Origin of the sequence: Prevotella sp. khp1 (genome assembly GCF_900102205.1) — a bacterium.
GTDB classification, from domain to species: Bacteria; Bacteroidota; Bacteroidia; order Bacteroidales; family Bacteroidaceae; genus Prevotella; species Prevotella ruminicola.
This window is the reverse complement of record NZ_FNJZ01000005.1, coordinates 150,335-163,838: the sequence shown is the minus strand read 5'-3', so window position 1 is coordinate 163,838 and position 13,504 is coordinate 150,335. Positions and strand designations below refer to the sequence as shown.

Annotated in this window: 10 protein-coding genes and 1 tRNA gene; 2 read left to right on the top strand and 9 right to left on the bottom strand. The window is 47.5% G+C overall.

Going from position 1 to position 13,504, the window contains the following annotated elements; all coding sequences use genetic code 11:
- Positions 1–18: 18 nt before the first annotated feature.
- The 5 genes from BLR73_RS13060 to BLR73_RS13040 all read right to left on the bottom strand — a co-directional run bounded on the left by BLR73_RS13060 (position 19) and on the right by BLR73_RS13040 (position 4,777).
- Positions 19–1,368, bottom strand: a complete 1,350-nt coding sequence (locus tag BLR73_RS13060) for a pseudouridine synthase (RefSeq protein WP_091862753.1) — start codon at positions 1,366–1,368, stop codon at positions 19–21.
- A gap of 53 nt (positions 1,369–1,421) precedes the next feature.
- Positions 1,422–2,768, bottom strand: a complete 1,347-nt coding sequence (gene purB, locus BLR73_RS13055) for an adenylosuccinate lyase (protein WP_091862750.1) — start codon at positions 2,766–2,768, stop codon at positions 1,422–1,424.
- Between the two features lie 107 nt (positions 2,769–2,875).
- Positions 2,876–2,950: transfer RNA gene (locus BLR73_RS13050), tRNA-Val, on the bottom strand.
- Positions 2,951–3,036: 86 nt separating this feature from the next.
- A complete protein-coding gene (locus tag BLR73_RS13045) occupies positions 3,037–3,462 on the bottom strand; it encodes an ACT domain-containing protein (protein WP_013065228.1) in 426 nt (141 codons plus the stop codon).
- A 16-nt stretch (positions 3,463–3,478) separates the two neighbouring features.
- Positions 3,479–4,777, bottom strand: a complete 1,299-nt coding sequence (locus BLR73_RS13040; RefSeq protein ID WP_013064721.1) for a phenylacetate--CoA ligase family protein — start codon at positions 4,775–4,777, stop codon at positions 3,479–3,481.
- 164 nt (positions 4,778–4,941) lie between these two features.
- On the opposite strand from BLR73_RS13040, the gene BLR73_RS13035 reads away from it, so the two are divergent.
- Positions 4,942–5,676 (top strand): MBL fold metallo-hydrolase, encoded by a 735-nt coding sequence (locus BLR73_RS13035; protein ID WP_091862747.1) that lies wholly within the window; start codon positions 4,942–4,944, stop codon positions 5,674–5,676.
- Between the two features lie 3 nt (positions 5,677–5,679).
- Here BLR73_RS13035 and BLR73_RS13030 read toward each other — a convergent pair whose 3' ends face one another.
- The 4 genes from BLR73_RS13030 to dnaK form a co-directional block, all read right to left on the bottom strand.
- On the bottom strand, positions 5,680–6,405 hold the full coding sequence (locus BLR73_RS13030) for a DUF2461 domain-containing protein (RefSeq protein ID WP_091862744.1): 726 nt from the start codon (positions 6,403–6,405) through the stop codon (positions 5,680–5,682).
- Between the two features lie 11 nt (positions 6,406–6,416).
- Positions 6,417–6,911 (bottom strand): GNAT family acetyltransferase, encoded by a 495-nt coding sequence (locus tag BLR73_RS13025; protein WP_091862741.1) that lies wholly within the window; start codon positions 6,909–6,911, stop codon positions 6,417–6,419.
- Between the two features lie 174 nt (positions 6,912–7,085).
- Positions 7,086–9,071 (bottom strand): hypothetical protein, encoded by a 1,986-nt coding sequence (locus tag BLR73_RS13020; protein WP_143010961.1) that lies wholly within the window; start codon positions 9,069–9,071, stop codon positions 7,086–7,088.
- A 901-nt stretch (positions 9,072–9,972) separates the two neighbouring features.
- On the bottom strand, positions 9,973–11,886 hold the full coding sequence (gene dnaK, locus BLR73_RS13015) for a molecular chaperone DnaK (RefSeq protein ID WP_091862735.1): 1,914 nt from the start codon (positions 11,884–11,886) through the stop codon (positions 9,973–9,975).
- Between the two features lie 183 nt (positions 11,887–12,069).
- On the opposite strand from dnaK, the gene BLR73_RS13010 reads away from it, so the two are divergent.
- Positions 12,070–13,467: a hypothetical protein gene (locus tag BLR73_RS13010; protein ID WP_143010960.1), complete on the top strand. Its 1,398-nt coding sequence runs from the start codon at positions 12,070–12,072 to the stop codon at positions 13,465–13,467.
- The last annotated feature ends 37 nt before the right edge of the window (positions 13,468–13,504 follow it).

Here is a 13,504-nt window from a genome sequence, read left to right as displayed (position 1 = left end):
ATCTTTGAACATTGAACTTTACTCGTAAGCTCCCATACGCAGGCGGTCAACCTCCTCCTCGGTCAGGTAGCGCCAGTCGCCACGCTTCAGGTTCTTCTTAGTCAGACCAGCGAACTGTACGCGGTCGAGCTTCTGAACACGGTAGCCCAGGCTCTCGAAGATACGGCGAACGATACGGTTCTTACCTGAGTGAATCTCGATGCCAACCTGCTTCTTATCGGTAGGATGTGCATACTGAACGTCGTCGGCCTTAATCTCACCATCCTCAAGCTGGATGCCCTCGGCAATCTGTGCCAGGTCGTGAGCGGTAACGTTCTTATCGAGGTAAACGTGATAAATCTTCTTCTTCAGGTACTTAGGATGTGTAAGCTTAGAAGCCAGATCGCCGTCGTTGGTGAGCAGCAGCACACCAGTAGTGTTGCGGTCGAGACGACCTACGGGGTAGATACGCTCAGGACAAGCGTTCTTAACGAGGTCCATTACAGTCTTACGCTGCTGAGGATCGTCGCTGGTAGTAACGTAGTCCTTTGGCTTGTTGAGCAGTACGTAAACCTTCTTCTCGATGTTTACGGGCTGATCGTGGAACTTAACAACATCGGTACGCAGGATCTTTGTTCCCAGCTCGGTTACAATCTCGCCGTTAACCGATACTACACCTGCCTGGATGAACTCGTCGGCCTCGCGACGGCTGCAAACACCGGCATTAGCCAGGAACTTGTTCAAACGCAGTGGCTCGTTTGGATCGTAGTTAATTTCCTTGTACTCGATGCGCTTCTTCATAGAGTACTTTGCATTTGGATCGTAGTCGGCTGTGCGCTGACGTGGACCCTTCTTATAAGGAGCTGCTCCGTAAGGCTTGCCATAGCCGCCCTGCTGAGGACGACCGTAACCGCCCTGCTGAGGACGACCGTAGCCGCCCTGTGGGCGCTGGCCATAACCACCCTGCTGAGGACGACCGTAGCCACCCTGCTGAGGACGCTGGCCATAACCGCCACCCTGTGGACGCTGGCCGTAACCGCCCTGCTGAGGACGACCGTAACCGCCCTGCTGAGGACGACCGTAGCCGCCCTGTGGGCGCTGGCCATAACCACCCTGACGCTGCTGACCGTAGCCACCATCGTTATTGTAGTTGTTACGTGGACGATAGCCTCCCTGAGGACGCTGAGGTGCATTGCTCTGCAAACCTGCGCCGAATCCCTCTGGGCGGAACTCGCCTTCGTCGTTGTTATTGCGATAGCTGGGACGCTCATATACTGGGCGCGCAGCGGTATGAATGCGTGGACGTGGTGAACGACCTGGACGATACTCCTTCTGATATCCGTCCTGTGCAGTCTCTTCCTGTTTTTTCTCGTTGTTTTCGAAATCCATGACTTGTTATTCTTTAAAATGTTACTAATTTCTATAAATATACTAATGTGTAATTAAATGCCTGTATAGGTTGATGGGGTAATGGCACGAAGTTCTTCTTTTACATCCTCACTCACCTCGAGTGTTTCAATGAAATTCTTGATCTTTTCGCCAGTCAGCTTCTCGTTGGTACGAGTCAGCGCCTTCAGGGTCTCGTATGGGTTGGGGTAGGCCTCACGACGCAGAATAGTCTGGATAGCCTCGGCTACTACTGCCCAAGTGTTGTCGAGATCCTCCTGCAGCTTATCCTCGTTCAGAATGAGCTTGCGCAAACCCTTCAGTGTGCTCTGGAAAGCAATCACAGCATGACCCATAGGTACACCTACGTTACGCAGAACGGTAGAGTCGGTCAGGTCGCGCTGCAAACGGCTTACGGGCAGCTTTGCTGCCAGGAACTGCAGAATGGCGTTGGCAATACCCAGGTTGCCCTCAGAGTTCTCGTAGTCGATGGGGTTCACCTTATGTGGCATAGCACTCGAACCAACCTCGCCCTTTTTGATCTTCTGCTTGAAGTAGTCCATAGAGATGTACATCCAGAAGTCGCGATCCAAGTCGATAACGATGGTGTTGATACGACGCATAGCATCAAAGATAGCACCCAACCAGTCGTAGTTCGAAATCTGAGTGGTGTACTGCTCGCGCTCCAATCCTAACTTTTCGCTTACGAATGTGTTACCAAACTCACGCCAGTCGTACTGTGGATAAGCCACGTGGTGAGCGTTGTAGTTACCGGTAGCACCACCGAACTTGGCAGTGATAGGGGTAGCCTTCAAACCGCGCAGCTGCTCTTCCAGACGGTACACGTAAACCATCACCTCCTTACCCAAACGGGTTGGCGATGCAGGCTGTCCGTGGGTCTTGGCCAGCATAGGAATGTTCTTCCACTGCTCGGCATAATCGTGCAGTTGCTCAATCAGCTCCTCCACCATAGGATAGTAAACCTGCTCCAGAGCCTCCTTGATAGAAAGGGGAACGCTGGTGTTGTTAATGTCCTGCGATGTGAGGCCGAAGTGGATGAACTCCTTGTAGCTCTCGAAACCGCCCATGGCGTCGAGCTGCTCCTTGATAAAGTACTCTACGGCTTTTACGTCGTGGTTAGTAATCGACTCAATGTCTTTCACACGCTGTGCATTAGCGGGTGTGAAATTACGGTAGATGTCACGAAGTTGATCGAATGTTGAGTGGTTGATACCCTGAAGTTGAGGTAATGGCAATTCACACAAGGCAATAAAATACTCTATTTCAACGCGTACCCTGTAACGTATCAAGGCATACTCTGAAAAGTATTCTGCCAATGGTTCGGTCTTACTTCTGTAACGGCCATCAATAGGCGAGATGGCTGTCAATAAACTTAAATCCATGTTTTAAATTAATTCCTGTAATTATCGATAATTTCTAAACGTTCAATATCCTTCTTTAACCCAAAACCGCAACCTCATCGGCTGCGGAAAGCGGATTTTTTGTGTTGTGGGCGTTGACGGATTCGAACCGCCGACCCTCTGCTTGTAAGGCAGATGCTCTAAACCAGCTGAGCTAAACGCCCTTGTTTCTTGTTTGCGGGTGCAAAGTTACAAAGAAAAAATGAAACTGCAAAATTTTCAGGCGAAAATCTTGCAGTTTCTTGTAAATTTATAGCTGATAGAGGTCGTTTGCGGCCATCAACTCCACTTTTTTGTCTGAAAGTATCTTCTCGCAGGCATCCAAATCGGTGGGGCGGATTACCACTGTGGCCACATCGCCATTAGCAAACGAATACATATACTCGATGAAAACACCGTTCTGTGAGAGGTGCTTCAGTACGATGGCCAGCGAACCACTGGTGTTGGGGCATACAAATCCGATCACGTCAGTAATCTTCACGGCAAAGTGTGCCTCTTTCAGAACCTGATAGGCTTTGTCGGGATCGGAAACGATGCAGCGCAGAATACCAAAGTCGCTGTTATCGGCAATACTCATGGCCGAAAGGTTGATGCCTGCTGCACCAAGCACCTCGGTCACCTCAGTCAGACGGCCTGACTTGTTCTCAAGGAAAATTGATAGTTGCTTAGTCTTCATAATTACGATTGTATTTTTAGATGTTACGTTTGTCAATCACACGCTTGGCCTTGCCCTCCGAGCGCTCAATGCCCTTTGGCTCAACCAACTTAACCTTGAAGCCCAGTCCGATCACGCTACGCAGCTCGCCTTCCAGCTTCTTCTGCAGACCAACCATCGTGGCCATATCGTCGGTAAAGTACTCCTCCTTCACCTCAACCTTCAACTCTGAGGTATCGGTATTGTTCACGCGGTCGACGGTGAGCAGGAAGTGAGGCTCGTACTCAGGCAGCTTCAGGATGACATCCTCAATCTGTGATGGGAATACGTTCACACCACGGATAATCAGCATATCATCGCAACGGCCCAGGATGCGGTCCATACGTACCAAGGTACGTCCGCACTTACACTTGTCGTAGTGCAGGGCTGTCAGGTCGTGGGTGCGATAGCGGAGCAATGGCATACCCTCTTTAGTAAGGTGGGTGAATGTCAGCTCACCGAACTGACCTTCTGGTAGAGGCTCGCCTGTCTTTGGGTCCAGAATCTCTGGATAGAACAGGTCCTCGTTCAGGTGGGTACCGCACTGGTGCTCGCACTCGTAGCCTACGCCAGGACCGGCAATCTCGCTCAGTCCGTAGATATCGTAAGCTTTAATACCCAGACTCTCTTCCAGTTTCTTACGCATCTTCTCGGTCCAAGGCTCTGCACCAAACACGCCCACTTTCAGCTTAAACTCATCGCGGCTCCATGGGCACTCTTTCATGGCCTCTCCCAGGAACATGGCGTAGCTGGGGGTGCAGCACAGAATGGTGGTGCCAAAGTCGTGCATCAGGGTCATCTGCTTCTGGGTGTTACCTGAAGAGATGGGGATTACCGATGCGCCGATATTGGTGGCTCCGTCGTGAGCGCCAAGACCTCCAGTAAACAGGCCATAGCCGTAAGCTACCTGGAAGATATCGTCCTTACCTGCACCATAGGCGGTAAAGGCACGGCTGATGGCTTCGCTCCACATAGCAAGGTCTTTGCGGGTGTAAAGTACTACAACTGGTTTACCGGTTGTTCCCGATGAGGCGTGGATTCTGACAATCTGACTCATGGGCACGGCAGCCAGTCCAAAGGGATAGTTGTCGCGGAGGTCGAGCTTATTAGTAAAAGGCAGCTTGGTAATGTCGTCGATACTCTTGATATCGCCTGGTTCCAACCCCATCTCCTGAAACTTCTTACGGTAGAAGGGGGTGTTGTAATATACATACTCTGCCATTTTTACTAGGCGTTGACTCTGGATTTCGCGAAGCTGTTCGCGATCCATACACTCCATTGTTTCATTCCAAATCATGTCTGTTTCTTGTCGTTGATTATATGTACTTTACGGGCACAAAGTTAAGGTATTTTTTTGAATCAACCAAGAAAGTACCATCAAAAGTGTATATTTTATTTATTTGGTTTGGAACTTTCGTATATTTATCGTATTTTTGCCCCAGTTCTATATATTAATAAGGTATGAAGAAACTATTTTTATTGCTAATGGCCGTTTTAGGTCTCAACACAGCCTGTGGCCAGTCACCCTACGAGGTAGATGAGTTTACCACCGCGAGTGGAAAAACCGTTAAGTTTCATGCGCTGATGCACTCGTGTATCCGTATTCAGTACGATGGCAAGGAGATACAGATTGATCCTGTATCGAAGTTGGGCAATCGTTCTATCAACTATGCAGCCATGCCTAAGGCCGATTACATCTTTGTAACCCATGAGCATGCCGACCATTACGATGCTGCTGCACTTAAAACATTATCGGCTGACAAAACGCAGCTGGTGACGAATAAGCGCTGTGCCGATATGTATGGTTCTGGTAAGGTGATGGCGAATGGCGACAAACTGCAGTTAGCCGATGTTAGTGTTGAGGCTGTGTCTGCGTATAACTCTACGGTAGGTCGCGAGCAGTTCCACCCCAAGGGGCGCGATAATGGCTATATCCTTACCATCGATGGCTTGCGTATCTATATTGCCGGCGATACCGAGGATATCCCAGAGATGGCGCAGATTAAGGATATCGACATTGCTTTCCTGCCTTGTAACCAGCCTTATACGATGACGCCCGATCAGTTGGTACGTGCAGCAAAGGTTATCAAACCCAAGGTGCTGTTCCCTTATCACTACGGACAAACCGACCTGAGTTCGATACCTGCCCAGCTTGAAGGAACAGGCATCGATGTAAGGATTCGTCATTACGAGTAAGGGCTACTCGTAATCGTCGATTACCGAGTTTATGAAATCCATCATTGGCTTGGCGGCTTTGAACATGCGTTCAATTTCGTCGAGCCATTTTTCGCCTTCATAAAAGTCGTCTGGCACCTGATGCCAGCAACAGTAATCCTTCATGCGCAGATACTCTACGTAGGGCCAGTCTTTGGGGAATCCCACTGGGCATTTCTTTAGTTTCTCCAGTCCAAAGCCCTGGGGCTGGGACCAGCTCGATACATCCGTAGGTGTTGAGAAACTACTGGCTACAGGACTACCGTAGTATTTCTTGAATTCTTTGTTCTCTACGCACTTCAGCCACTCGGCTGTGTTGCCCATCATCTCATTGCGGCACGATGTGAGTATATTGGTTGGCAACCAATAGTTACCACACGCCACCATGCAATGTCCTGGCTCCAGGTGCAGGTAGTATCCGCCATGCAGAGCCTTCTTACCATGGGCAGCAATATAGCCGCCAAAGTGGTTCTTGTAGGGCGACTTATCGGGTGAGAAACGTGTGTCGCGATTAAAACGATACGTGCAATCCTTTACTGTAAGATGTGCAATCGAGGGGTCGAAACTCGCAATCCTGTTAATAGCCATTTCAATTCCAGCTTCGAAATCTGCCCTTACAGCATCATACTCTGCCTTATGCTCCCAAAACCAATCACGGTTGTTATTTGCCATCAACTGCTTCAGATAGCTTAAAATCCGTTTTGTATCCATATCCTTTGTTTTTATTTCGTTTTCTGATAAGCCAGACGTTCGTCGCCTGAGAGTAGGTAGATGATGCCGCAGTAGGTAAAGCCTTGTTTCAGGATGACGTGCTGCATAATTTGATTGTCGCGATGGGTGTCGATGCGGATGTTGCTGTCGTGGGCAAAGCAGAAGTCCATGATGCTCTTAAAAACACCGTGGGCATCAGGATAACTGGCAATGCGGTGCACTACGTGATAGGGTAGAGTGTCCTCTATCCAGTTGCCCTCGTAGATTTTGGCGTAAGTTGGATCTGGACTGGGTAGAAAGGCGAAATAGGCCACGATGGTGCCATCGTCTTCTACCACATAGCCGCCACCAATCTCTATGTCGTGCAGAATCACATCTGTTGAGGGGTAATTGTTGGTCCATTGGTGCATGTTGCCCGATTGCCGCATAATCTTTTTGGCTGCAGCGATGACGTTCATGATGTCGTCAACCTGCTGCGGGTTGGCTTTTGTGATGGTTCTATTCATTGTCTGATTATCAATTATTAAACTTTTTAATTCGCCGGCAAAGATACAAAAAACTTATGAAACAGGCGCTGGAAAAGTGCTATTAATGAACGGCCCAAACGATTATTTAACAAATAAGGGCTCGCTTGATGGCGAGCCCCCTCGTGTTTTTCAGGTACATGTTAATGACATAGTTTATTTCCACCAGAACTCATCTACAAATGTACCTTGTACATAGTCTGTGAATTTCTTATTTTCATTAGCAATATTTCTTCTCTCAGCAACAGGTATGAACGTGTCGTCAACCAGAATCTTACAAGCAGCCTCGCCTGTAGTGGCGTAGAGTTCCAGCCATATTCCGTTCTTTTTAACCTCAATCTTGATATTCTTAATCTGCTCGGGAGTGGTGTACTCGCCGGTAATCTCGAACTCAACGGGGTCAACATTCGGACCAGCACCCGTGTTATACATCTTATATTCGCCCTTTTCGTTGGGAGTTGTTTCGCCGAACAAGCCGTGTACCTCAATATCCATTACTCTCAGCGGGAGCACACCGCCAGCACAAATCAGTCTCAGTGTGGTCTTGCCACCTTCTGCTTTCACTACATCGAAGACAACGTCGTTGAAGTCGAAGTCTCCAGCTTCTGAAGCCGACAGGTCCTCTGCAATCACGCGATAAAGTGGACTACCACCAACAAAGCCTGGGTTACATGGTGTTGCAGGAATGTTGATGGATGGCTTGCCTGACTTAAAGCCTGCAGCATAAATATTGTTAGCTATGCTGAACCCGTCTTTCTCATAGATAAACTTATTGCCGCTACCATCGCTGCCTTGTGCAAAATGTGTCTCGGCCGAAACGTATAGGTTTCCGCCATAGGTTACTGCACCATGGGTGTCACTACTTGCAAGATTTGGGTCTCTCACAATATCCTTAGCTTGGAATACAGCATATCCTGTTGGCGATATACTATAGATGCCATAGCCAGCTTCACCATCTATTCCACACTCGAACAGGGCTGTTTCCTCGACTGTAAATACGGCATTCTCACCCATCACGATCTTAAACGGACCTGCTACGGCACCAGAACTTGTTCTACCTCCGTCAAAATACTTAGTAAGCACACCGCAGCCCGCATCAATCTTAAATGATCCTTGATCTGATGAGATGTTCATGGCAAAATCGTTTTCCACCTCAAGGAAACAGTTGTTGATTACGTTCTCGCTTCCACCGATGTAGGCATAGTCATAAGTAGTCCAATGGCCATTGTTTACCCAACCAGAGTTGTTGGAATTGATCTCGGTAGTGCCCGTAACGTTCCACTCTGCGTTGTTTTGTACAGCACCCGCGTTCACTGTAACATTGGTGGCAGTGATGGTACCATCGTTTACAATACGGCTATCATTGCTTTCGGCATTCACGCTTCCTGCTTCCAGTGTGCCAACATTATAGAGGAAACTGGTCGAGTTCATTCCAAATGTAGAACATGTTATTGTACCATGATTATATACTCGGGCACCAGAATTCGCAACTAAACCGTTTTCGCCGTTGGCAATCAGCTTGGCTTCTTGAGCAATGTATATATCAAATGTGGCGGTAGAAGCAACAGTGTTATCGAATGTAACAGTTGCACCTTCTAATAGATACAAGTCAGTATACTTGCCTAAATCAAACGATACTCCTGTGAAATTATACGTTCCTGCCTTGATGTAAAGCTTTGCATGTGCATCTTCAGTGCCGCCAGAGATTTTTATAGGCTGGACTGCGTCGATATACACTACTCCTCCATCGTTTATTTCCTCAGGGTGCCACCATTGCGTACCTTTGCTTATCAGATATTCTTCATAAGAAGGAATACCTGTGAGATCAGGATTATACTTGCTGGCATCACAGTCTGTCGGGAATGTGATGGTAGGCTGTAAGTTACCTTTGTACGAGGCATAAGTGCCCGCAGCACGGGTTAGAGCGCGTGTATTGGCTCTTTTGCTGCTAAATCCCCAGTCAACATTGGAACCAACCTTACCAAACGCTTTCTCAAAAGCTGCAGCATACTTTTCGTTCAAATTCTGTTCAACTTTCTCTTCGCTGTAGAGATATTTATCATGACTACACGACGAGAGCATAATCGTAACCAGCATGGTGGTCACAATTGCTATAAATCCGAAATTAGTTCTTTTTGTCATAATTGTAATAGGTTAGATTAGTAATTGCATTCATCATTGATATATTTGGCGCAAATATACGAAAAATACAAGTATGTTGTATTTGGTGTAGGGTTAATTAGTGTTAACTGTTGCGCAAAAATAATGTGTTCGCAAACAAAAAACATTGTATGGTCGATAGATTAGGCAGGATATATGCCAAAGTCTTAGATTCCCTATCGTATATTTTTTCTATAGAATAAACATTATTATTATTGAAAATTATGTAATTAGCCTACATGCCTACATGTTTTTATTGTAAATACCTATTATACAACATGTTACAAAGATTATAGCCTACATAAAGCCCCACAAAAGCCTACATAAAGCCTACATGCAGCCTACATGTTTTTGCCGTTTACCCACGTACTAACAGATATTGCTTGCCTGGTTAGCAGCTTTTATCCTTAATACTCGTTGCGAAATTCTCTAGAGAATTTCGCAGCTACCAAGGCACTCAGTAATGTTTAGTAAGGCACTTAGCCGAAAATTCTCTAGAGAATTTCGCCACATCCTTTAGGGAGAAATATTGCGAGTACATTAATAAGTATGTTTTCGTAAGGCAGAAAGTAGCTTTTCGCATACTGATAAGTAAGCATCAAAAGGCCCAAAAGCTACTTTTCATACCCTAAAAAGCTACTTTTCGGTCGATTTTATGTAGGCTTTATGTAGGCTTTTGTGGTACTTTATGTAGGCTTGAAAACGCCAGAAACCCTTTATGCATGCGGTTTTCGAGCGATTTTATGTAGGCATGTAGGCAATATGCCGAAAAATTTTTGTGGAAATGGAATTATATGGCATACTGGTTGATTGAGAAATAAAACAAAAGAGGTGCAGACGTTGAATCTGCACCTCTTGGTTATGTTGTAAGTAAATCAATAATTTACTTTACCTCCTCAAAGTCAGCGTCCTGAATATCCTCAGGCTTTGGACCCTGCTGGGCCTGCTGCTGACCGCCCTGGAACTGGTCGCCACCAGGCTGACCGGCTGCACCGCTCTGCTGGTACATCTGCTGTGAAGCAGTCTGCCAAGCAGTGTTCAGGGCTGCGATAGCTGTGTCGATAGCAGCTACGTCGCCTGCCTTGTGGGCATCCTTAAGCTGCTGCAGAGCCTGCTCGATAGCTGGCTTGTGCTGTGCAGGGATCTTATCGCCAAGCTCCTTCAGCTGATTCTCGGTCTGGAAAATCATTGAGTCGGCCTGGTTCAGCTTGTCAATGCGCTCGCGCTCCTTCTTATCGTTCTCTGCATTCTGCTCTGCCTCGGCCTTCATGCGGTTGATCTCGTCCTGTGACAGACCAGATGAAGCCTCGATGCGGATAGCCTGCTCCTTGCCTGTAGCCTTATCCTTGGCAGATACCTTGAGGATACCGTTGGCATCGATATCGAAGGTTACCTCGATCTGAGGAATACCACGACGTGCTGGAGCGATACCTGTAAGGTTGAACTGTCCGATGCTCTTGTTCTGAGCAGCCATTGGGCGCTCACCCTGCAGAACGTGGATCGTTACCTCGGTCTGGTTATCAGCTGCTGTAGAGAATGTCTCGCTCTTCTTGCAAGGGATAGTGGTGTTAGCCTCGATCAGCTTGGTCATTACACCACCCATGGTCTCGATACCCAGTGTAAGAGGAGTAACGTCGAGCAGTACGATGTCGCCTACGCCACCTTCCTTGTTCAGGATAGCACCCTGAATAGAAGCACCTACGGCTACAACCTCGTCGGGGTTAACACCCTTTGAAGGCTCCTTACCGAAGTAGTTCTTAACCAGAGTCTGAACAGCTGGGATACGGCTTGAACCACCTACCAGGATTACCTCGTCGATATCAGCTGTGTTCAGCTTAGCATCGGCCATAGCCTTCTGACATGGAGCCAGACAAGCCTGGATGAGGTCGTGAGCCAGCTGCTCGAACTTAGCACGGGTAAGAGTCTTAACCAAGTGCTTAGGTACACCTGCTACAGGCATGATGTAAGGCAGGTTAATCTCGGTGCTTGTAGAAGAAGACAGCTCGATCTTAGCCTTCTCGGCAGCCTCCTTCAGGCGCTGCATAGCCATAGGATCGGCAGTCAGGTCGGCACCCTCGTCGTTCTTGAACTCCTGTACCAGCCAGTCGATGATAACCTGGTCGAAGTCGTCACCACCCAGGTGAGTATCACCATTGGTAGAGAGTACCTCGAATACGCCGCCACCGAACTCCAGAATAGAGATATCGAATGTACCACCACCCAGGTCGAATACAGCAATCTTCATATCCTTGTTAGCCTTGTCAACACCGTAAGCCAGAGCTGCGGCTGTAGGCTCGTTTACAATACGCTTTACGTCGAGACCGGCAATCTGACCAGCCTCTTTAGTAGCCTGACGCTGAGAATCAGAGAAGTAAGCAGGTACGGTGATAACAGCCTCGGTAACCTCCTGACCCAGGTAGTCCTCTGCAGTCTTCTTCATCTTCTGAAGAACCATAGCAGAAATCTCCTGTGGCGTGTACTTACGACCGTTGATATCTACACGTGGGTAGCCACCCTCGTTAACTACAGTATATGGTACACGACCAATCTCCTTCTCGGTCTGCTGCCAGTTCTCACCCATGAAACGCTTAATAGAGTAAACAGTGTTCTTAGGATTAGTGATGGCCTGACGCTTAGCAGGGTCACCGATCTTACGCTCACCGTTATCAACAAAACCAACTACTGAAGGTGTTGTACGCTTACCCTCGCTGTTGGCAATTACTACTGGCTCGTTACCCTCGAATACGGCAACACAGCTGTTGGTAGTTCCTAAATCGATTCCAATAATCTTTCCCATAATTCTTATATTTTTTTAATTTATACTCAATTTGTCACAATCGGGAGTGCAAAGCATGTGCCAAAATGTCCTTTTATGATAAAAATGTTTTTTATTACGTCATTTTGGCACAAAATATTTGGATATTCATCCGAAAAAGTCTATCTTTGCACACAGAATTCTATATTAAAACAATCGGTCATGATGAAAAAAACGTTTTTAACTGCCTGTATGGCGTTTGCCTTTATGGCAGCCTCGGCTCAGACCAACTCTTATATTGTAAAGACTAAGGGCGCTACCAAGAGCGCTCAGAATCATATGGCAGACGAGATTGCCGAAGCGATGGAGGAGGATGAGGAGAGTGCTAAGGACTTCATCAGCCAGAACTTCCGCTTCCACAGTTTGTGCGATTGGGAGGAAGGTATGAAGTTTATGGTGATGCCTGATAAGTACGACCTGGTGGTGAAAACTTTTACTGAAACTGCCACGGGCAAGAATGTGAGCAACCTCACATTGAAGTACAAAATCATGATCTATAAAGGCCATTCGGAGAGTAAGGATGGTCATGCCCTGATTAACTTCCAGTGTCAGGATGATGGCAAATTCTATTATTACGAGATAGATTACGGCACCTTTGAGGACTATTGCTTCCAGAAAACGGGTGTGCCCACATTGGCCTATCTGGGCGATGTGGATATTGCCAAGGAGAAGCTGATGGATAAGATGCTGTACACCAAGACCAAGCTTTACCGTATGGATACCGAGTATGATGGCGAGGGCTATCAGGAGGTGCTGGTTGACCAGGATATGGTGGTTAAGGTAGTGGCTGTAGGTGTTGGCTCGCGTAATTTCCCTGTTAAAATCGTGGTCGAGGATAAGGATGGCAACCAGTTCTACCAGAACGTAACGATGTCGAGAACCAACTGCGGACTGCGCGACGATGAGTTGGCAGGTGAAGATGCTCGATTCTTGTTTAATAACTCGTTTGAGTTGCAGGACGACATCATGTCAATCAGCAGTCGCAACTACAAGCTGTTTATTGGTAAGGTTGTACACACCAAGATTCCTGTAAAGATGCTGAACGAGGTCACCAGCAAGCAGCAGGCTATCCCACGTTTGGCTGAGTACAAGATTGAATCGATTACGCCCCACAAGAGTGATAATATGGCTACCGTTAAGCTGAAGAATACCACCCTTGGTACCTACTTCTATTCCGAGTGCTTCCTTGATCAGTATCAGAGCGAGGCTCATCCCGATCAGTTCTTCGGTTTGATATTTGCTCCTGGTCCTGGTAAGAAGGTTGTAACCAGCGAAGCCAGTCGTGCTATGATTCGTGCCGGACACGTAGGTGTCGGTATGAGCGAGGACGAGGTTCAGATGGCAGCTGGTGAGCCCGATAAGGTCGAGCACGGACAGGGTGGACAGTACTTCTGGGTGTTTAACCGCTCGAACGATAAACTGCTGTATGTAGAGTTCGACGGAACGGGTGTGGTTAAGAAAACCAGCGTAAAGGATATGAACGAAGGCACTGGTAAGAAAAAGAAGAAACCTCAGCCAGTAAAGGGTTGGATGGGTGGTAAAGCCGATCCAACAGCCGAATAAACAATTATCCCAGCCAAGCGGCTGGGATAATTGTTTT

Bases quoted from the DNA above. Each gene is read 5' to 3' on its own strand.
- BLR73_RS13060 (WP_091862753.1), bottom strand. From the start codon at position 1,368: ATGGATTTCGAAAACAACGAGAAAAAACAGGAAGAGACTGCACAGGAC.
- purB (WP_091862750.1), bottom strand. From the start codon at position 2,768: ATGGATTTAAGTTTATTGACAGCCATCTCGCCTATTGATGGCCGTTAC.
- BLR73_RS13045 (WP_013065228.1), bottom strand. From the start codon at position 3,462: ATGAAGACTAAGCAACTATCAATTTTCCTTGAGAACAAGTCAGGCCGT.
- BLR73_RS13040 (WP_013064721.1), bottom strand. From the start codon at position 4,777: ATGATTTGGAATGAAACAATGGAGTGTATGGATCGCGAACAGCTTCGC.
- BLR73_RS13035 (WP_091862747.1), top strand. From the start codon at position 4,942: ATGAAGAAACTATTTTTATTGCTAATGGCCGTTTTAGGTCTCAACACA.
- BLR73_RS13030 (WP_091862744.1), bottom strand. From the start codon at position 6,405: ATGGATACAAAACGGATTTTAAGCTATCTGAAGCAGTTGATGGCAAAT.
- BLR73_RS13025 (WP_091862741.1), bottom strand. From the start codon at position 6,911: ATGAATAGAACCATCACAAAAGCCAACCCGCAGCAGGTTGACGACATC.
- BLR73_RS13020 (WP_143010961.1), bottom strand. From the start codon at position 9,071: ATGACAAAAAGAACTAATTTCGGATTTATAGCAATTGTGACCACCATG.
- dnaK (WP_091862735.1), bottom strand. From the start codon at position 11,886: ATGGGAAAGATTATTGGAATCGATTTAGGAACTACCAACAGCTGTGTT.
- BLR73_RS13010 (WP_143010960.1), top strand. From the start codon at position 12,070: ATGAAAAAAACGTTTTTAACTGCCTGTATGGCGTTTGCCTTTATGGCA.